Source organism: Rhizobium sp. P32RR-XVIII, assembly GCF_012641395.1.
In the GTDB taxonomy this organism is placed as follows: domain Bacteria; phylum Pseudomonadota; class Alphaproteobacteria; order Rhizobiales; family Rhizobiaceae; genus Rhizobium.
This window is the reverse complement of sequence record NZ_JABAIH010000002.1, coordinates 635,510-655,244: the sequence shown is the minus strand read 5'-3', so window position 1 is coordinate 655,244 and position 19,735 is coordinate 635,510. Positions and strand designations below refer to the sequence as shown.

The following is a 19,735-nucleotide window of genomic DNA, read 5'->3' as shown; positions in this document are numbered from 1 at the left end:
CGGCAAGAACCGTGCGGACGCAGGCGCGGTCACCCATCGGTGACATCAGCGTAATACCCCCGACATAAATGCCAGTCATATAGCGCCTGCACAATTCAAAGGGCATTGCCGCCCCCCCGCCCCATACTTCCTGTGATAATCGGAGCATACCAATGACCTCTCTGCCTATCGTTGGCGCAGCCATGACCATCAACGATCTCGAAATTCACCGCGATTGGCTCTTCGAAAGGCAGCGCGATCTTGAGCTGCAGAGCTTCGTGGATGCGACAACGCTCAACGGTGACTGGACACCTCTTGCCACCCGCGCCAAGAGATTGCTGGACGGCTATCAGGGCCGTCTCGGCATCCATGGTCCGTTCTGGGGTTTCGTCATCGCCTCGCAGGATCCGGATATTCGCGCCGTTGTCGCCAAGCGACTGAAGCAGGGCCTCGATGTCTGCGCCGCCCTCGGCGCCACGCAGATGGTCGTCCACAGCCCTTACACGACCTGGTCCTATAATAATCTCGACAGCAATGCCGGCGAGCGCGAGCGCATCGTCGAACATTGCCACCAGACGATGAGCGAAGCCGTCAAGCAGGCCGAAGACATCGGCTGCACGATGGTCATCGAAAACATCGAGGACATCGATCCGAACATTCGCGTGGCGCTCGCCGACAGCTTCACCTCCCCGGCCGTCGCAGTCTCGATCGACACGGGTCACGCCCACTACGCGCACAGCTCCACCGGTGCTCCGCCGGTCGATTACTACGTCATCGCCGCCGGCAACCGCCTGCAGCACGTCCACCTGCAGGACGCCGACGGCTATGCCGACCGGCACTGGAGCCTCGGCGAAGGCAGCATCCACTGGCGCTCGATCTTCTCGGCTCTCTCGAAGCTCCAAAGCAATCCGCGCCTGATCATCGAGATCAAGGACAAGTCCAAGATCCCGGCCTCGGCTGCCTACCTCGCCTCGCTTGGCATCGCCGAATAAGACGGAATGAACAAATCCGGCTCTCCGCCCGACGCTGACGAACAGCGTTCGAAAGCGAAACGCGCGAAGAGCCGGATTTTCGATTTCAATGCATCTTGCGTTTCCCAGATTCTTCGCTTTATGTTCGCCGCGTTCTCAGGGCGGGGTGCAATTCCCCACCGGCGGTATCGGGATTTCATCCCGGAGCCCGCGAGCGCCTCCAGCATCTGGAGGGTCAGCAGATCCGGTGAGAGGCCGGAGCCGACGGTATAGTCCGGATGGAAGAGAGCATGCAGGCGGGACCTTTCGCAGGAAGGGCCTCTCGTGCTTGTTCGCCCAAGGGATATTCGGGCCGCTCTCAGCGGCCTTAACAGCCGGCCCACCGGCAGACCCTTGAAAGGCAGAAAACATGACTATCGCAACCAAACCCAACCAGAACCGGATCGCCGTCGTCCGTGCCCGCTGGCACGCCGATATCGTCGATCAATGCGTCACGTCCTTCGTCGAAGCGTGGCAGGCTCAAGGTGGAACGAGCACCGACATTGATATCATCGACGTTCCCGGTGCGCTGGAAATTCCGCTTCATGCGCAGTTGCTTGCCAGGACCGGAAGATACGCGGCGATCGTCGGCTGCGCATTTGTCGTCGACGGCGGCATCTATCGCCATGATTTCGTGGCGGCAACGGTGCTCGATGCGATGATGAGGGTTCAGCTCGATATGAACGTGCCGATCCTCTCGGCGGTGCTCACGCCCCATAATTTCCAGGAGTCGGAAGCGCACATTCGCTTCTTCAAGGATCATTTCGTCATCAAGGGACAAGAGGCCGCAAGCGCCTGCAAGGCTATCCTGGCAGCTCGGGCAAGCCTCGCCCTCGCCCAGGTATAGGACAAACCCGCCTGCGCGCCGGCCCAGAGCTTCCGTGGTGCGCAGGCGACCGCGCGACCGAAATATTCCTCTCACATGACACGCAACAAAGTATCGATATTGTTGTTATTTTGTTATCATTCGTTGTTAATTATCTCCACGCGTGATATGTGAGACTGCCTTGTACGAAGCGGACCACAAGTGCTCGCGCGCGACGTTGAGCCGGTCATTTATATGCGTTGAAACCGTGGTAACGCTTTGGTTTCAATCGTTCCTCGCTAAAATGACGATTTACGCAGTATCTTGAACCCAGCTAAGGTTGCTCAGAAGGAGAGCTTGATGGCACGCATTACGTTGAGACAGTTGCTCGATCACGCCGCAGAACAAGGCTACGGAGTGCCCGCATTCAATATCAACAATATGGAACAGGCTCTCGCCATCATGGAGGCGGCCAATGCCGTCGATGCGCCGGTGATCATGCAAGCTTCGCGCGGCGCCAGAGCGTACGCCAACGACATCATGCTGAAGCACATGATGGATGCGGTGGTCGAAATCTATCCCCACATCCCTGTCTGCGTGCACCTCGATCACGGCAACGAAGCGTCCAGCTGCATGACAGCCATTCAGGCTGGCTTTACATCCGTCATGATGGACGGTTCCCTCAAGGCGGACGCCAAGACACCGGCCGATTGGGACTACAATGTCGGCGTCACCAGGAAGGTCGCCGAGATGGCCCATCTCGGCGGCGTCTCGGTGGAAGGAGAACTCGGCGTTTTGGGTTCGCTGGAAACCGGCATGGGCGAAGCCGAGGACGGGCATGGAGCCGAAGGCAAGCTCTCGCATGATCAGCTTCTGACCAATCCGGACGAGGCAGTCAAATTCGTCCGCGAGACCAAGGTCGACGCACTGGCGATTGCCATGGGCACATCGCATGGTGCCTACAAGTTCAGCCGCAAGCCGGACGGCTCGGTTCTCGCGATGAACGTCATCGAGCAGATTCACCAGAAGCTGCCGAATACGCATCTGGTGATGCATGGCTCGTCATCGGTACCGCTCGAGCTGCAGGAAATCATCAACAAGTACGGCGGCCAGATGAAGCCGACATGGGGCGTGCCGGTCGAGGAAATTCAGCGCGGCATCAAGAATGGCGTCCGCAAGATCAACATCGATACCGATGGCCGAATGGCGATGACCGGCCAGATCCGGCGCGTTCTGCAAGAGGACCCCAGCGAATTCGATCCGCGCAAATATCTCAAACCGGCAATGGCCGCGCTGACGAAGCTCTGCAAGGAACGGTTTGAGCAGTTTGGAACGGCCGGCAAGGCTTCGCAAATCCGGCCGCTTCCGCTTTCGGAAATGGCAAAGCGCTATAAGTCCGGCGCCCTGGACCCGACCTTTTCTTGATAGTGAAACGTCAGCGGGCGCTCGCGCGTCCGCTGACGTTTTCACCTGCGGTTTCATCCAGGCTTTGGCCGTGGAAGGTCTTCAACGACGTCACGACGTCGTCGATCTCCGCGGCGAGCCGCTCATCGGTCCATCCAAGCGCCGCCGCGGCAATCCTTCCAATCTCACGCAGCCCTTCCATTGTCAGCACCCCCTCGATCGCCAGCGTGGTGCGCCTAAGCACGATGTCGGACAAATGCACGACAATCTCCTGCCGCGCGATCCAATCGATTTCCAGGAAGCTGTAGTGGGCAGCACCAGAAAGCCGAGCGGCGTCGGTATAGGCTGACGCATGTTCAAGGATCGCCGAAGCCGTCGTCCCATACCGCGCCAGGAGTTGGTCCACTCTCTTCGGGTCTGCACCGGTTTTTGCAGCAATTGCTCGTATCCAATCCGCTCTAGCTGAGGGAGTGGCCGGAAAACTTCTGCCGCCGCCGATGGCGAGGTTCTGCGTCGATTGCTTCCGGACGCGTTGGAGACGGTTGAGTGCGAGGTCCGCAACTTCTTCGGCAAAACCGCGAAATGTCGTCCATTTGCCCCCGACAAGGGAGATGATCGGGAAAGGCCGTCCTGCCTGCGGCTCCATCACCGGGGCTGAATGGTCGCGGCTGATCAGGCCCGGGGAAGACGCATCGGATGCCGGCAGCGGGCGAATGCCGCTGTAGCTGTAGACCACCTGTTCCCGCTCGAAGCGAAGCCCCGACAAGAGGGATCTCACACTGTCCAGGAAATACTCGATCTCCGGCTCTTCGCACCGGACGTTGTCGGGGTCGTCGCACGGAATGTCGGTTGAGCCAACGAGGGCGAGGCCGAGATAGCTATAAACGAGGCAGATGCGGCCATCATCCGCTTCGAAATAGATCATATGGCCGTTCAGACTGCGCACGAGCTCCGGGTGATCGAGCAGGATATGAGATCCTTTCGTGCCGCCGATCAGCCGTGACGGCGCGCCGAGCGTCTCATTGACACGATCGATCCACGGGCCGGCTGCGTTGACGACAAGTTTCGGAGAAACGCAAAACGTGCTTCCGTTCGATCGCTGAAAGGTGAGTTTTCCGTCCGCTGAGGAAACCAGCGTCGTGAAGTTCGCGGCTAGCGAGTTTCCGTTCGCTTCAAGCCCATCCATGACGAGTTCGTAGACGAGCCGCTCCGGCCGGCTGATCTTGGCATCATAATAGATGCCTCCGGCGACAATTGCCGGGGTGACATGCGGCATCTCCTTCAGTGCTTTCTTTTTCAGCAAAAGCCTGTGGCGGGGCATGACGCGATTGCGCGATCCGTAGAAGTCGTAGAGCGCGAGCCCGATCTTCACGAGAAGGGCGCCGCGTCTGCGTGGTGCAGTCGTCGAGCCCATCAGAGTCCGGAGGGCCGCCCATATGCCACGCGTCCAGGAGAAAATAGGAATGAAAGTCGGCAGGGGGTCGACGCAGTGCGGCGCATTCTTGAGGAGCAAATTCCGTTCGAGCGTCGACTGGGCAACCAATCCGAACTCGCCGGTCTCGAGATATTTGAGGCCGCCGTGGATAAGTCGCGACGGTGCCGCACTCGTCCCCGAGCCGAAGTCAGCCTTGTCGACGATGAGGCAGTTGACCCCTTGGGAAGTCAGATCGCGGAACAATCCCGCCCCATTGACGCCTGCCCCGAGAATGACGACGTCGATGTCGTTTTCTTGAAGCCGCGCAAAACGCTGTTCCAGATCGGTGGCGATATCGGTCATTGAATCATGTCCTGGTGAACTGTCTGGAAGCGCCGCGCATGCGGCGGGCTTCGATCTCTACTCTTGGGTTTCGGCCGGGACGAGGTTTCCGAGCTTCGGCCAGATCGGAGCCATCGCATCGGCAATCTCGCAAAACAGGCTATATCGAACCTGATAATCGGCGCTGCGGGCGGGATCGGGATAGCAGGTTTTGGCGGTCGCGCCGCCCTCGCGCGGATCGCTTTGCGGGTCGGCATAGAGGCCGACGCCCGCGCCTGCGCAGAGCGCAGCGCCCCAGGCGGCCGCCTCGTCCGTCTGGGTCACGGTCACCGGCATGCCGAGAACGTCGGCGAACATCTGCACGACGGCTGGATTGCGTGAAACACCGCCGGCAAGCCTTGCCTCCGAAAATTCGAAGCCGTCGCGCAGTGCGTCGACATGGATCTTGTGGTTGAAGGCGATGCCTTCCAGGACCGCGCGCAACATGTCGCCCCTGTCGTGCCATCCGCCGAGCCCGAAGAATCCCGCGCTCGCTGAAGCGCCGTAGGGAGAGCCGAAGAGATAGGGGTGGAAAAGCGCTGTCGATGGACGGCTGAACGCTGCCTGGATCTCGGGCGCAAGCAGCGCATGCACCGACTGTCCGGCGGCTTCGACGCGGGTGCGCTCGCTGCTGCACAGTTTGTCGAGAAACCAGTCGTAATTGGCTGTCGACGCCGGCGAAATCGACATGTTGTTCCATTGCCCGGGCGCAATGGCGTTACGGCAAAACCACCGCTTGTCGACGCTCGGTTGGCTCGACAAGGTCTCGTTGATCGAATAGGTGCCGGCTATGACGGCGACCACGCCGAAAGCATAGCCCCCGGCTCCCAGGGCCGACGCCGTCACGTCGTGAAGACCGGCGACCACGGGAGTGCCCTCGGCCAGGCCAGTCCGCTGCGCGACGACACGCGTGATATGTCCGACAATCTCGTCAGAACGAGACGCCGGCGGCAACGCGTGGCTCAACTCGCCCAGCCCGAACAGCCGAAGCGCGTCTTCCGAATAATCCTGGGTTTCGACGTTTGTGAAGGACGTGCTTGCTTCCGTTCGGTCTGTGCCGATCTCGCCCGTCAGGCAGAAACGCAGCCAATCCTTGCAGCTCAGAATATGACCGATCTGTTCGAAACGGGAGGGCTCCCTTTCCTTGATCCAGGCGAGAAGGGCCGACGGCGCGGAGACATGCGGAAGCTGGCCGGTCAGCCTAACGGCTTCGTCTGCGATGCTGCTTCCCAGCCACCGGTCAACGACGGATCCCGCGCGGCTGTCGAGCGACAGGATCGCACGCCCGAGCGGCTTGCGGGACCGGTCAAGGAGATAGATGCCGTCACCGTGAGCCGTGGCCGCAATCGCTTGAATGTCGCTGGCGGGGCGCTTGCTGAGGCTCACAGCCTCGGCGATTGCATCGGCTGTCGCGTTCCAGAGTTCGTCCATATCCCGCTCGACATGGCGCGCCCTCGGCATGAACTGCGTAACACGCCTGCGCGCCACGGCGATCGGCGTACCGTCGACGTCGAAAATCACCGCTTTGGTCACGGTCAAGCCGCTATCGATTCCGAGCAGACTCGGCATTCATGTTACTCCCACTATGGAAACGACGGACCTGCACGCTCTTGAGCCGTCTAGTGACGGCATCGCGCAGGCGCAGGTTCACGACCGGACCTCGTCGTCCCTGGCAATGACGACATTGATATCCTTGGATCGCATGCGATCGACATGAGTGGCCAGCGTCTTGTCATCAACGATGACGACGTCGAACTCCGTCAGCGCCGCGAAGCTGTGCAACGCGCGCCGCTCGAATTTGGTATGGTCCATGAGAAGGATACGTTTGACGGCGCAATCGAACATTGCCCGTTTGGTATCGACCAGCTCCGGGGACTGATGGAAGACGATGTCATCGGTGATCGCCGACATGGAAATGAATGCCACATCCGCCCTCAGCCTGTTGATTTCGTTGATCGTCATGCGCCCCATGAAAGCATTGCACCAGTTGTAGTACTGACCTCCGAGGGCCAGCAGCGTGACATCGTGCATTCCCTTCAACGCGTTCATGAGAGTGAGCGAGTTTGTGATCGCCGTCAGCGGGACCTTGGCCGGCAGATGGGCGGCCATTTGGAGGACCGTGGTTGAATCGTCGAAAAAGATCGCCTGCCCTGGCTCGACGAATTGCATCGCGGCTTTCGCGATCATCTTTTTCTCCGCCGACTGGCGGCTCGAACGGTAGACATCGCTCGATTCGATGAGGCTGGTAGCGGCAGCAGTGACAATGCCGCGCGTCTTCCGGAAGAGACCGCGGCTGACGAGTTCGTCGACATCGCGGTGCGCCGTCATCAGGCTTATTCCGAAGCGATCGGTCAGGTCCTCGATGCGCATCGAGCCTTCCGCCATGACCGCCTCCGCGATCATTTGCCGGCGAACGAGCTGACGGGTATGCCGGCTGTCGCTCGGCAACTCGTCCGGCAGGAGTGCTCCTACGCTTATCTTCTGTGTCACGTTAGCCTCGCTGCCAAATTCCGTGGATCCGAGACTCCTACTGCGAATGCATTGCAAGAGCAAAGCAGGAGACCGAAGGAGCGGCTGTCGTGCCGCCTTCCCCCACTGGGTCACGGCAATGAGCGTTCGTGAGACCCGTATGGAAGAGGAAGAGGACGCCGCTGCCGGCGTCCCCTCGTATGATTACTGGGCGAGAACGAACGGGCCCGTGTACTTGTCGACGTTATCCTTGGTGATCAGCAGGCAATCGAAGAGCTGCTTTTCACTGTCGGCGCCGGTCTTGCCAGTCTTGATGACGTTGTCAGCCTGCTTGACGGCCTCCTCGGAGAAAACGGCGACTGGCTGCAGAACGGTGTACTGGAGCTCGCCGGCCTTGATCGCAGCAACGGCGTCCGGAGAACCATCGAAGCCGCCGACCTTGATGTTGGCAAGCTTGCCGGCTTCCTTCAGCGCAGCGATTGCGCCGAGCGCCATTTCGTCATTGCCCGAGATCACGCCGATGATGTCGGGATTGGCCTGGAGCATGGACTGCATCTTGTTGTGGCCCTGGGTACGGTCCCAGTTGGCGACTTCCTGAGCGACCTTCTTCAGGTCCGGATACTGCGACAGCACGGTCTCATAGCCGTTCGAACGCGTTGCCGCATTGTTGTCCGACGGAGCGCCGAAGAGTTCGGCATAGTTACCCTTGTCACCGACCGCTTCGACCCACTGTTGCGCGCCGAGGGCGGCGCCCTGAGCGTTGTTGGACACCAGCTGCGCCTTGGCAAGGCCTTCCTGGTTGATTTCGGCGTTGACCAGAATGACCGGAATGCCGGCGGCGACCGCCTTCTTCACTGCGCCGACCGAACCGTCCGCATTCGCGGGGTCGAGAATGATCGCGACCGACTTGTTGGTGATCGCGGTGTCGATCAGGTTGCTTTCGGTGTTGGTGTCGCCCTTGTGAGCACTCACCGAGGCCGTGTAGCCGAGCTTTTCGGCGGTGGCCTTTGCGACATTGCCTTCCGTCAGCCAGTAGGGGTTGGAGGGGTCGTTGACGATGATTGTCATCTGACCCGCCGCCCATGCAGAGCTTACAAAAATCGGCGCAACCGCCGCAGCTGCCAGAAGAATACGAATGCCTTTTTTAAACATGGTTTCTCTCTCCCTTTCGATGAGCTCAGATGTTGCCGGCGAACCGGCCGTGCTTTCCGCAATCGGCGATATGTTGAAGATGGGCCGTCGTGGACAAGTTCAGTCGCGTCCGTCAGGTCGATTTGACCCGACGTCCGTATTGGATGCTGTTCATGAGAACGGCCAGAACGATGACGGCGCCGGTGAAGACCGTCTGCCAGTAGGCCGACACGCCGATGATCACGAGACCGTCGGAAAGGAAGCCGATGACGAAGGCACCGAGCATCGTGCCACGGACGGTCCCTCGCCCGCCGGTGAGCGCCGCGCCGCCGATGACAACGGCTGCAATCGCGGTCAGCTCGTAGGTGGTGCCCGCGGTCGGACCGGCCGAGGTGAGCTGGGAAGACAAGACCAGGCCGGCAATCGCAGCGCACACGCCCGAAAGCACATAGACGATGATCTTGACCCGCTTGACCGGAACGCCGGAGAGGTCGGCCGCACGCTCGTTGCCGCCCGAGGCGTACAGCCAGCGGCCGAAGGCGGTACGGCTCAGAACCAGACCGCAGACGATCGCCAGGACGGCAAGCACGATGACGCCGATCGGCACACCGGCCAGGCGATTGAAACCGAGCCAATCGAAGCCGGTATTGCCAAGCTCCGGGCGCCCGCCGAGATTGTTGTAGGTCAGGCCATTGGTCATCAGCAGCGCGATGCCGCGAGCGACGTAGAGCACGCCGAGCGAGGCAACGAAGGCCGGCACCTTGAGATAGGCAATCAGCACGCCGTTGACCGCGCCGACAACGGCGCCGAGCGCGCAGGTGAGGACGACGACGGCCCAGACGGGCGGATACAGGATGACGCCAAAGGCATTCAACGTGACACCCTGCATCAGGAACCCGGCAATGCAGCCGGCGAGTCCAAGCGTCGAACCCACCGACAGGTCGATACCGCCGTTCAGGATCACGAGCAGCATGCCGATGGCCAGGATGCCGAAGATCGCGACATGCGAGGCCATGATCAGAAAGTTGTTCAAGGTGAAATAGTATGGCGACAGGAACGAGAAGACCGCGACGATCACGATCAGCGCGAAAAACGCACGCCCCTCCAGAAGCAGACGCACGAAATTGGTGTTGCGCCTTTGCCCATTCGCCACTGTTTTCTTTTCGGTTAGATTCGTGACTGACATAATCAGTGCTCCATAGTTCCGGGCTAGTGCGCGATCACAGCTTCGCCAGAGGCGGCCATGATCTTTTCTTTAGTGACGTCCGAACCGAATTCGGCTGATATCCTGCCGCGATGCATGACGATGATGCGATGCGCGATGCTGAGGCATTCATTGACTTCCGATGTCGAATAGATCACCGCCAAGCCCTGCTTCGCACGCTCGGCGAGCAGCTTGAACACTTCCGCTTTTGCGCCGATGTCGATGCCGCGGCTTGGCTCGTCGAGAAGGATGACCCTCGGCTCCGTGGCCAGCATCTTTCCGATGACGACCTTCTGCTGATTGCCGCCGGAAAGCGAACCGATCGCGGCACCTCCTCCGTCCGTCTTGACGTGGACCTTTTTGATTGAATCGTCGATCAGATCCCGCTCGCGGCGGCCGGAGGTGAAGAGCCCTTTGGTGAAAGCACGTATGCTCGCCAGCGACAGGTTCGAGCCAACCGTCATGGTCTGAACCAGACCGTCCCGCTGGCGATCTTCGGGGACCAGCACCAAGCCGTTTGCGATGCGATCAGCGATGCTCAGACCGGCGACGTCGCGCCCTTCAAGAAGGATCTGGCCACCACTCGACCTCAGCCGGCCGGCCACGCATTCAAGCAGTTCGGTGCGCCCGGCGCCCATCAGGCCGTATATGCAGACGACTTCGCCGGACTTGACCTGCAGTGACAGGCGGTTGACCGAATTGTAGGCGGCGCCCGATGGGCCGGGAACGGTCAGTTCGTTGATCGAGAGCGCCACCCGGCCGATCTCGTGGCCAGTGGGCGGGCTTCCCAGATCGAAATTGTCGCCCACCATGTTGCGGACGATCCATTCCAGATCGATGTCCTTGCGTTCGGCATAGGCGGTCATCTTGCCGTCGCGAAGCACGACCGCATGATTGGTGATCTGCAGAGCCTCTTCGAGGTGGTGGGAAATATAGACGATCGAGACCCCCCGGCTCGTCAGATCCTGGATAACCTTGAACAGAACTTCCACCTCGGTCGCACTCAGCGCCGACGTCGGTTCATCCATGATCAGGATGCGCGAGTTGACCGATAGGGCTCGGGCGATCTCCACGATCTGCTGCTGGCCAAGACGCAAGTCTTCGACAGGTGTGAGCGGGTCAATGTCTTCTTCCAGCTCCTCCATGAGCGCCCGTGTCTGGCGCTCCTCTTCGGCGAAGTCGACAACGCCTCCCTTCATGATCTCGCGGCCCATGAAGATGTTGTCGCGGACACTGAGGTTCGGCGCGAGACTGAGCTCCTGATGGATGATCGAGATTCCGCACTCGCGCGCATGGGTGGAGGAACTGAAGGTTACGGGATTTCCGTCGAGGATGATTTCACCTGAACTCGGCTGAACGACGCCGGACAGAATCTTCATCAGTGTTGATTTGCCGGCTCCATTTTCACCAAAGAGCGTAGTTACCTGGCCACGATGAATGTCGAAGTTCACACCCTTCAGCGCATGAACATTGCCATAGGACTTGGCGATGTTGCGCGCCGCAAGGACGACCTCGCCTAGCTTGCCGTTAACACGTGCTGCCTGGCTCATTTCACTTCCACCTTAACTGGGGTTACGAGCCAGTTCTTGGGATTGATGAGCTTGAAGACGCCGACCACGGTCGCGGACTTGCCATTTAGCGTATCCGGGTCGAGGCCGGCGAAGACCGTCTTCTTCATCTCATTGTTGATGGCCGATCCGGCATCCTGATACTGGATCTGATTGGTGAACTGACCGAACTCGATGGAGCCGGTGGCATCGCGGAGGTCCGTGCCATTGACCGCAGGGCCGGTCTGGACACGGACCACCGTCTCGGGAGGCAATCCATCAATCTTCATCTCGTTGGTATTGGACTTGCGGGTACCGAACGTGCCCGTCAGCGTGACCGGGATGACCGGACCGGTGCTCGTCGCAGTGCCGTATTTCACGCCTGCAGCTTTCTTGTCGGCAGCAATAGCGGTCGCGAGCTCGGCCGCGGCAACGGCGCGCTCCTGAACATTGGCCTGTATCTTGGGGAATTCCTGGGCCCCATAAGCGGCGGGCGAAAATGCCTGTTCCCGGACATCGTGATCGGATCCGATCTTCACAACCGTGGTATCGAGTGCGATTGCTCCAAGGACAATCACTGCGACAGCGACGCTCGCCAGGGTTTTCATTCTCCCGCCAGATTTGGCTGCTACGTATTCAGTCTGCGTGCTCATGTTCGGACGACCTTTTTGCGTTGCTGGTCGGATTACGCCGTGCGTGGGGAGGAGCGGCTGTGACGTTCTGACGTCAAAACGTCAGCGTAGCCGAGGCGGCTTTTGTCGATCAAACCGCAGAAGCGCTGCGTGTTCGCAGCTTGGCAAAAACAAGCTCATGGGCATCCTCCTCGGTCTATAGGCGCTTGTCTCCCCCAACCGCCCGGATCACCACTCACTATCCGTCAATTCTAAGTCTCGTGATAGCTAAGTGTTATTTGACACGCAGGCTATGTTATATTTTACCATTCTGTCAATGGGCATTTCTATCCAAGTGGAGCGACACGCGGCGAACGTGAAGTTTCGACAAGCGAGCCGCCGAGCGTCCAGAATCTCGCGCAGACACCATCGTACGATGAACGCCGCTACACAGGGTTTGACGAAAGGTCACTTTTCTTCTATCGGCTTTAAACTATTGAAAACAATAGTCGTATTCTGCTTCCATTTGCCAAGGCCAGCGCTTTTCAATCGCCTGCCAAGCAAGAAGTTGCCATCAGGTCTTTTGCATAAGGGTCGCGCGCCCGTCACAATCCGGTCCGCTTGTAATGGCCTTTGCATCATTCATTTTACCTGAAAAAAATTTCAACACCAGAAAATTATTGCTAGTAAGGTGGTATCTCTATGTTATATTCGATTTTGCGGCAGCCTGCGGCGAGATCGGAGCGGACCGCGCTGCAAACAGGAAGCGCGGGCAATGCATTTGCCGATGCCGAATATGCCGGTCGCAGGATGAACGCGTTCAGGCGCCATCCAGGGTGGAACGAACGATGTATTAATGGTGCATCAGGTCGATCGGGGATGAGGAGAATGGATTTGACAGGATCGTTGCCGGCCGCAGCATGCTTCCTCATGGCAGGACAGCCCCAGAATGCCTAACAGCGAGCAGGTCATCATCGGCATCGATGCCGGAACCTCGGTCATCAAGGCCGTGGCGTTCGAGCCTTCCGGTCGCCAGATCGCGTCGGCATCGGCGCGCAACAAATACGCAACCGGGGACGACGGCTCCGCGACGCAATCGCTCTCTCAGACCTGGTCGGATTGCGTGACGGCATTGCGCGGCCTTTCCGGCAAGGTACCCGGTCTTGCCAAGCGCACCGCCGCAATTGCGGTGACCGGACAAGGAGATGGAACCTGGCTCGTCGGCTCCGGCAACGCCCCTGTCGGCGATGCTTGGCTTTGGCTCGACGCGCGTGCGGCCTCGACCGTTTCGCGTCTGAGCAGGCGGGAGGAGAATCGTGCGCGCTTTGAAGCGACCGGTACCGGCCTCAATACCTGCCAGCAGGGAGCGCAACTCGCTCACATGGACAGCCTCATGCCGGAACTGCTGGACCGGGCAGAAACCGCCGTGCACTGCAAGGATTGGCTCTATCTCAACCTGACCGGTATTCGCGCGACCGATCCGTCGGAAGCGAGCTTCACATTCGGCAATTTCAGGACGCGCCAATATGATGCGGCGGTGATCGATGCCCTGGGCCTCGAACACCGCCGATCGCTCCTGCCGGAGATCATCGATGGCACAGAGATCAGTCACCCGCTGACGGCAGAGGCCGCGAGCGCCTGCGGGCTTTTGGCGGGAACGCCGGTCTGTCTCGGATACGTGGACATGGTGATGACCGCGCTTGGCGCGGGCGTGCGCAGCGGCGGCCGCAACGCCGCCTGTTCGACGATCGGCTCGACCGGTGTTCATATGCGCGCCAAGCCGGTCGCCGATGTTCATCTCAATCGCGAAGGCACAGGCTATGTGATCGCCCTGCCCATCCCCGGCATCGTCACCCAGGTGCAGACGAACATGGGCTCGACGATCAACATCGACTGGATCCTCGATATCGCCGCCTATCTCATGGCCGATGCCGGCAAGTCGGTGTCGCACGCCGACCTTATCGCGCGCATCGACGGCTGGTTTGCGGAGAGCAAGCCGGGTTCGGTTCTCTATCATCCCTATATTTCCGAAGCCGGTGAGCGCGGACCTTTCGTCAACGCCAATGCGCGCGCGGGCTTCACCGGATTGTCGACGCGCCATGGGTTCCCGGACCTGGTACGAAGCGTGGTCGAGGGGCTGGGACTTGCCACCCGTGACTGCTACGCGGCGATGGGTGCGATGCCGGGCGAACTGCGCATCACCGGCGGCGCGACACGTTCGGTCGGCCTGCGCCGCTCGCTTTCGGCTGCGGTGAACGCCCCGATCCGCCAGTCGCAGCGCGAGGAGACCGGTGCTGCCGGTGTGGCGATGATGGCTGCCGTTGCCGTCGGTATCTACTCGAGCATGGACGAATGCATTGCCGACTGGGTGACGCCGCTTCTCGGCGAACCCGAGGTTCCCGACGCCGCAGAAGCGGCGCGGTTCGATCGGCTGTTTTCCGCCTATACCGATGTCCGCAAGGCAATGGCGCCCGCCTGGGACAAGCTCGCCACAGCCGCAACGACTCCGCCGGACAGCGAGTAATTCAGTTCTGATGCAGCAGGCATCCAGAGGAGCATGACATGACCGAACCCGAAATCCTGGATCTCTTCGTCATCGGCGGCGGCATAAACGGCGCGGGGATTGCGCGCGATGCTGCAGGCCGCGGGCTGAAGGTCGCACTGTGCGAAAAGGATGATCTCGCGCAGGGAACATCGTCGCGCTCGGGCAAGCTCGTGCATGGCGGCCTGCGCTATCTCGAATATTATGAGTTTCGCCTCGTGCGCGAGGCCCTGATCGAGCGTGAGGTGCTGCTCAACGCAGCGCCGCACATCATCTGGCCGATGCGCTTCGTCCTGCCCCACAGCCCTCAGGATCGCCCGGCATGGCTCGTCCGGCTCGGCCTCTTCCTTTACGATCACCTCGGAGGCCGCAAGAAGCTGCCGGGAACGCGCACGCTCAACCTGCTGCGCGACCCGGAAGGCACGCCGATCCTCGATCAATACACGCGCGGCTTCGAATATTCCGACTGCTGGGTCGATGATGCGCGCCTGGTCGTCTTGAATGCGGTGGGCGCCGCGGAAAAGGGCGCCATCGTGCTAACCCGCTCGCCGGCCGTCTCTGCACGGCGCGAAAATGGCAGCTGGACCATAACGACGAAGAACAATGCGACCGGAGCAACGCGGACCTTCCGCGCGAAGTGTCTCGTCAATTGTGGCGGCCCCTGGGTGACGGACATCATCAACCGCGTCGCAGGCTCGAACTCCGCTCGCAACGTGCGCCTCGTCAAGGGCAGCCATATCATCGTCCCGAAGTTCTGGGCGGGCTCGAACGCCTATCTCGTCCAGAACCACGACAAGCGAGTCATCTTCATCAACCCCTATGAAGGCGACAAGGCGCTGATCGGGACCACCGACATCGCCTATGAAGGCCGGGCCGAGGACGTTGCCGCCGACGAAGCGGAAATCGAATACCTGCTCAAGGCCGTCAATCGCTACTTCAAGGAGAAGCTGCGCCGGCAGGACGTGCTGCACAGCTTCTCCGGCGTGCGCCCCCTCTTCGACGACGGCAAGGGCAATCCGTCGGCCGTCACCCGCGACTATGTCTTCGATCTCGACGAGACGGGGGGCGCCCCCCTGCTCAACGTCTTCGGCGGCAAGATCACCACGTTCCGCGAACTTGCCGAACGCGGCATGCAGCGCCTGAAGCACATCTTCCCGAACATGGGCGGCGACTGGACGGAGAAAGCGCCCCTGCCCGGCGGCGAGATCCCCAATGCCGACTACGAGACCTTCGCCAACAGCCTACGCGACGCCTATCCCTGGATGCCGCGCAGGCTCGTCCATCACTACGGCCGCCTCTATGGCGCCAGCACCAAGAACGTCGTCGCCGGTGCGGCGAACCTCGAAGGGCTTGGCCGGCATTTCGGCGGACAACTCTACGAGGCCGAAGCCCGTTATCTCGCCGCGACGGAATGGGCAGAGACGGCGGAGGACATCCTTTACCGCCGCACCAAGCACTACCTGCACCTGACCGAAGCCGAACGCGCAGCCTTTACCGAGTGGTTTGCGTCCTCCCGTCTTGCCGCCGCCTGAAGGATGCTTTGATGCCGCTGACCCTTTCGCTTAATACCAATCCGCTGGTAAACCGCTTCGCCGATCCTGACGATCTGATCGAGGCGGTTGCCCGCGACCTGAAGATCCGCGACCTCCAGCTCACGCATGAATTCATCAATCCAAGCTGGCAGGCACCCGTCATCCGCCGTCTGACCCGCACCATGAACGCGGCGCTGAAGCGCACCGGCGTCCGCGTCACGTCTGGTATGACGGGCCCCTATGGGCGCCTCAATCATTTCGGGCATCCGGATGCCGATGTCCGCCGCTATTACATCGACTGGTTCAAGACCTTTGCCGACATCACCGCCGATCTGGGCGGCCATTCCGTCGGCACGCAGTTCGCGATCTTCACCTACAAGGACTTCGACGATCCGGCGAGGCGCGAAGAGCTGATCAAGATCGCGATCGACTGCTGGGCGGAAGTGGCCGAGCATGCCCGTGCCGCCGGCCTCTCCTACATCTTCTGGGAGCCGATGAGCATCGGCCGCGAGTTCGGCGAGACGATTGCCGCTTGCCTGTCGCTGCAGGAACGGCTGACCGCGGCGAAGATGGCCGTGCCGATGTGGATGATGGCCGACATCGACCACGGCGATGTAACTTCGGCCAATCCTGATGACTTCGACCCCTATGCCTGGGCTCGCGCCGTGCCCAAGGTATCCCCGATCATTCACATCAAGCAGAGTTTGATGGACAAGGGCGGCCACCGGCCGTTTACGGCCGAATTCAATGCGAAGGGCCGCATCCAGCCCGAACCGCTGCTTCGAGCCTTTGCCGAAGGTGGCGCGCGAGACAATGAAATCTGTCTTGAGCTTTCCTTCAAGGAGAGAGAGCCCAACGATCGCCAAGTCGTACCCCAGATCGCGGAAAGCGTTGCCTTTTGGGCGCCTTACATCGACACGGGGGTAAACGATTTGAACATCTGAGGAGAACTATAAGCGCGGCAGCATGATCGGCGGTCCGCCTCGCCCATCATCGACATTGACAGGATCGGGCGGCGGCGCAAAGTCGCAGGAACGTCACCGGCAAACAGAAGCAGGACCGATGCGCGACAGACCAAGAAGGAACGGGTGATGACGGATGCCGATGACACGCTTGCGGTACGCGCTGCCTGGCTTCACTACGCCGGCGGCCTGACCCAGTCGGAGGTCGCCAAGCGCTTGGGATTGCCCTCCGTGAAAGCGCATCGCTTGATCGCCAGGGCCGTCGCCGAAGGCGTCGTGAAAGTGACGATCGATGGCGACATCGTCGAATGCGTCGAGCTGGAAACGAAACTCGCTGCGCGCTTTGGCTTGCAATATTGCGAGGTGGCGCCCGACTTGGGTGAGGAAGGCCTCCCCCTGCGCGCGCTCGGACATGCCGGCGCGGGGTTCCTGAAGCGGGAAATCGAACGAGGCGACAACAAAGTGATCGGCCTTGGTCATGGACGCACGCTTTCTGCGGCCGTCCAGTACATGCCGCGCGTCAATGCCAAGGGTCTCCGTTTCGTTTCCCTGTTAGGCGGGCTGACGAGGAACTTCGGCGCCAATCCCTACGACGTGATGCATCGCATCGCCGAGAAGACGGGGACCCAGGCCTATGTCATGCCGGTGCCTTTCTTCGCAAACACAGGTGAAGACCGAGAGGTCCTGCGGGCGCAACGCGGCGTCAAGGAGGTCCTGGACCTGGCCAACCATGCCGATCTCAAATTCGTCGGCCTCGGTACTGTGGACGCGGAAGCACAACTCGTCCTCTCAGGCATGGTCGAGCCGCGCGAGATCGAAGAGATCGCTGCCGCAGGCGGGGTTGGCGAAATCCTCGGACATTTCTTCGACGCCAGTGGCCATATTCTCGAGACCGCGCTGACGATGCGGACGCTCTCTGCATCCTTTCCAACGACCAAGTCGGAAAGACTGGTCGCATTGGCCGGCGGCGTGGCGAAGGTACCGGCCATTCGCGCGATCTTGAACAGCCGCCGCCTGTTTGGATTGATCACCGATGAGCGTACGGCTCAGGCACTCCTGAAAGCCAGTGAGGATGTTGTGCCGATCGCCCGCCGCGAGCCGAAACGCAACACAGCCTGAAAACAATTTCACACTCTTTGTGTTGTCTTGTGCGTATTTTCTGTTATTTTAGAGCAAACAGGTTGAGCATGCGATGAAGCGAGAAGAGCGGCAGCAATCAATCATAAATCTGCTCGTCGAGAACAAGACCGTAGACCTCGAGGATCTTGCGGATCGCTTCACCGTTTCCAAAATGACCATCCACCGCGACCTCGACGATCTCGAACAGGCGGGTGTCCTGCGCAAGGTTCGAGGCGGCGCGACGATAGATGCCGGCACGCAGTTCGAAAGCGATTTCCGTATTCGCGAGCGCCAGGGACATGAAGCGAAGCTGACCATGGCGCAACGTGCGCTCGAGCTTGTCGAGCCCGGCATGACGGTGATGGTCAATGACGGGTCGATGGCCGCTGTTCTGGGTGAAATGCTGCTGCAGAAGCGGCCATTGACGCTGATCACATACAACGCCGCGATCATGGAGAGGCTGAAGGGTGAAAGCGGCATTACCCTCATTGCGCTCGGCGGCATCTATTCGGCAAAGTTCAACGCCTTTCTCGGCGTGGTGACGGAAGAAGCGCTTTTCCGCCTCAGAGCCGATATTGCTTTCATTTCGACCCCGGCGGTTTCGGGCAGGCTCGCCTACCACATGGATGACAACGTCGTGCGCGCCAAGCGCGCGATGATTTCCTCGGCAACCAAGACCTGCCTGCTCGTCAACCATGAACGCATCGGTCACACCGCCCTCCACGTTATGGCGGATCTGGCGGATTTCGATGCCGTGATTACCGACAGCGCGCCCGACGCCGCAACTCTTGAGGAATTCGAACAGGCGGGCATCAGGCTCACCATCGCATCAACGCAGGATCCGACATGACCGAAAAGCCGCGCTTCTGGATTGGCACCAGTTGGAAGATGAACAAGACGCTTGCGGAAGCGCAGCACTTTGCGCGTGGCCTCGAGGCCGCCGATGCGGCGCGCGATCCGCGCATCCAGCGCTTCGTCATTCCGCCCTTCACCGCCGTGCGCGAAGTCAAGTCGATGCTCGCAGAGACCTCCGTGAAGGTTGGCGCGCAGAACATGCACTGGGCAGATCAAGGCGCCTGGACGGGTGAGATTTCGCCCCTGATGCTCAAGGATTGCAATCTCGACATCGTCGAACTCGGCCACTCGGAGCGTCGCGAACATTTCGGCGAGACCGATGAAACGGTAGGTCTCAAGACGGAAGCCGCCGTCCGCCACGGACTTATCCCGCTGATCTGCATCGGCGAGACGCTCTCCGATCGCGAGAGCGGAAAGGCAGCGGACATCCTCGCAACACAGGTGCGCGGTGCGCTTTCCAAACTGTCCGGCGACCAGAAGTCGGCTGAGATCCTGCTCGCCTACGAGCCGGTCTGGGCAATCGGCGAAAACGGCATTCCGGCAACCGCCGACTATGCCGACGCGCGCCAGGCCGAAATCATCGCCGTTGCCGAAGAGGTGCTCGGCCGCAAGATCCCCTGCCTCTACGGCGGGTCGGTCAATCCGCAGAACTGCGAAGAACTGATTTCGAGCCCGCATATCGACGGGCTTTTCATCGGCCGTTCCGCCTGGAATGTCGAAGGTTATCTCGACATCCTGAGCAAATGCGCCGCCAAACTCTAAGGAGAAAA

General features: G+C 60.4%; 16 protein-coding genes and 1 riboswitch. Of the genes, 9 read left to right on the top strand and 7 right to left on the bottom strand.

Annotated features, from left to right (window positions below; all coding sequences use genetic code 11):
* Positions 1–152 precede the first annotated feature (152 nt).
* The 3 genes from HGP14_RS08375 to fba all read left to right on the top strand — a co-directional run bounded on the left by HGP14_RS08375 (position 153) and on the right by fba (position 3,219).
* Complete coding sequence (locus HGP14_RS08375; protein ID WP_168829367.1) at positions 153–971, top strand: sugar phosphate isomerase/epimerase; 819 nt, start codon at positions 153–155, stop codon at positions 969–971.
* A gap of 127 nt (positions 972–1,098) precedes the next feature.
* A riboswitch (FMN riboswitch) is annotated at positions 1,099–1,244 on the top strand.
* A 115-nt stretch (positions 1,245–1,359) separates the two neighbouring features.
* Positions 1,360–1,836, top strand: coding sequence for a 6,7-dimethyl-8-ribityllumazine synthase (locus tag HGP14_RS08370; protein ID WP_168829366.1), 477 nt, complete (start codon positions 1,360–1,362; stop codon positions 1,834–1,836).
* A 318-nt stretch (positions 1,837–2,154) separates the two neighbouring features.
* Complete coding sequence (gene fba / locus HGP14_RS08365; protein WP_168829365.1) at positions 2,155–3,219, top strand: class II fructose-bisphosphate aldolase; 1,065 nt, start codon at positions 2,155–2,157, stop codon at positions 3,217–3,219.
* Positions 3,220–3,229: 10 nt separating this feature from the next.
* Here fba and HGP14_RS08360 read toward each other — a convergent pair whose 3' ends face one another.
* The 7 genes from HGP14_RS08360 to HGP14_RS08330 all read right to left on the bottom strand — a co-directional run bounded on the left by HGP14_RS08360 (position 3,230) and on the right by HGP14_RS08330 (position 11,997).
* The gene (locus tag HGP14_RS08360; protein ID WP_168829364.1) at positions 3,230–4,975 is read right to left on the bottom strand and encodes a glycerol-3-phosphate dehydrogenase/oxidase; all 1,746 of its coding nucleotides are present in this window, start codon (positions 4,973–4,975) and stop codon (positions 3,230–3,232) included.
* Positions 4,976–5,032: 57 nt separating this feature from the next.
* The gene (locus tag HGP14_RS08355) at positions 5,033–6,562 is read right to left on the bottom strand and encodes an FGGY-family carbohydrate kinase (protein ID WP_168829363.1); all 1,530 of its coding nucleotides are present in this window, start codon (positions 6,560–6,562) and stop codon (positions 5,033–5,035) included.
* A 78-nt stretch (positions 6,563–6,640) separates the two neighbouring features.
* Complete coding sequence (locus HGP14_RS08350; RefSeq protein ID WP_168829362.1) at positions 6,641–7,483, bottom strand: DeoR/GlpR family DNA-binding transcription regulator; 843 nt, start codon at positions 7,481–7,483, stop codon at positions 6,641–6,643.
* Positions 7,484–7,666: 183 nt separating this feature from the next.
* Positions 7,667–8,614 carry a D-ribose ABC transporter substrate-binding protein gene (locus HGP14_RS08345; protein ID WP_168829361.1) on the bottom strand — a complete coding sequence of 316 codons (948 nt, stop codon included), beginning with the start codon at positions 8,612–8,614 and terminating at the stop codon, positions 7,667–7,669.
* 112 nt (positions 8,615–8,726) lie between these two features.
* Positions 8,727–9,779, bottom strand: a complete 1,053-nt coding sequence (locus HGP14_RS08340; RefSeq protein WP_168829360.1) for an ABC transporter permease — start codon at positions 9,777–9,779, stop codon at positions 8,727–8,729.
* 23 nt (positions 9,780–9,802) lie between these two features.
* Positions 9,803–11,347, bottom strand: coding sequence for a sugar ABC transporter ATP-binding protein (locus tag HGP14_RS08335; RefSeq protein ID WP_168829359.1), 1,545 nt, complete (start codon positions 11,345–11,347; stop codon positions 9,803–9,805).
* Positions 11,344–11,997: a DUF2291 domain-containing protein gene (locus tag HGP14_RS08330; protein WP_168829358.1), complete on the bottom strand. Its 654-nt coding sequence runs from the start codon at positions 11,995–11,997 to the stop codon at positions 11,344–11,346. The genes HGP14_RS08335 and HGP14_RS08330 overlap by 4 nt, the downstream gene beginning before the upstream one ends.
* Positions 11,998–12,904: 907 nt before the next feature.
* Here HGP14_RS08330 and HGP14_RS08325 point away from each other — a divergent pair.
* From HGP14_RS08325 to HGP14_RS08300, 6 genes are all read left to right on the top strand, one after another.
* A complete protein-coding gene (locus tag HGP14_RS08325; protein ID WP_168829357.1) occupies positions 12,905–14,479 on the top strand; it encodes an FGGY-family carbohydrate kinase in 1,575 nt (524 codons plus the stop codon).
* Between the two features lie 38 nt (positions 14,480–14,517).
* Positions 14,518–16,029: a glycerol-3-phosphate dehydrogenase gene (locus HGP14_RS08320; RefSeq protein WP_168829356.1), complete on the top strand. Its 1,512-nt coding sequence runs from the start codon at positions 14,518–14,520 to the stop codon at positions 16,027–16,029.
* An 11-nt stretch (positions 16,030–16,040) separates the two neighbouring features.
* Positions 16,041–16,973, top strand: coding sequence for a sugar phosphate isomerase/epimerase family protein (locus HGP14_RS08315; protein ID WP_168829355.1), 933 nt, complete (start codon positions 16,041–16,043; stop codon positions 16,971–16,973).
* Positions 16,974–17,120: 147 nt separating this feature from the next.
* Positions 17,121–18,110 (top strand): sugar-binding transcriptional regulator, encoded by a 990-nt coding sequence (locus tag HGP14_RS08310; RefSeq protein WP_168829354.1) that lies wholly within the window; start codon positions 17,121–17,123, stop codon positions 18,108–18,110.
* A gap of 73 nt (positions 18,111–18,183) precedes the next feature.
* Complete coding sequence (locus HGP14_RS08305; protein ID WP_168829353.1) at positions 18,184–18,960, top strand: DeoR/GlpR family DNA-binding transcription regulator; 777 nt, start codon at positions 18,184–18,186, stop codon at positions 18,958–18,960.
* Positions 18,957–19,727 (top strand): triose-phosphate isomerase, encoded by a 771-nt coding sequence (locus tag HGP14_RS08300; RefSeq protein WP_168829352.1) that lies wholly within the window; start codon positions 18,957–18,959, stop codon positions 19,725–19,727. Before HGP14_RS08305 ends, HGP14_RS08300 begins: the two co-directional genes overlap by 4 nt.
* Positions 19,728–19,735 lie beyond the last annotated feature (8 nt).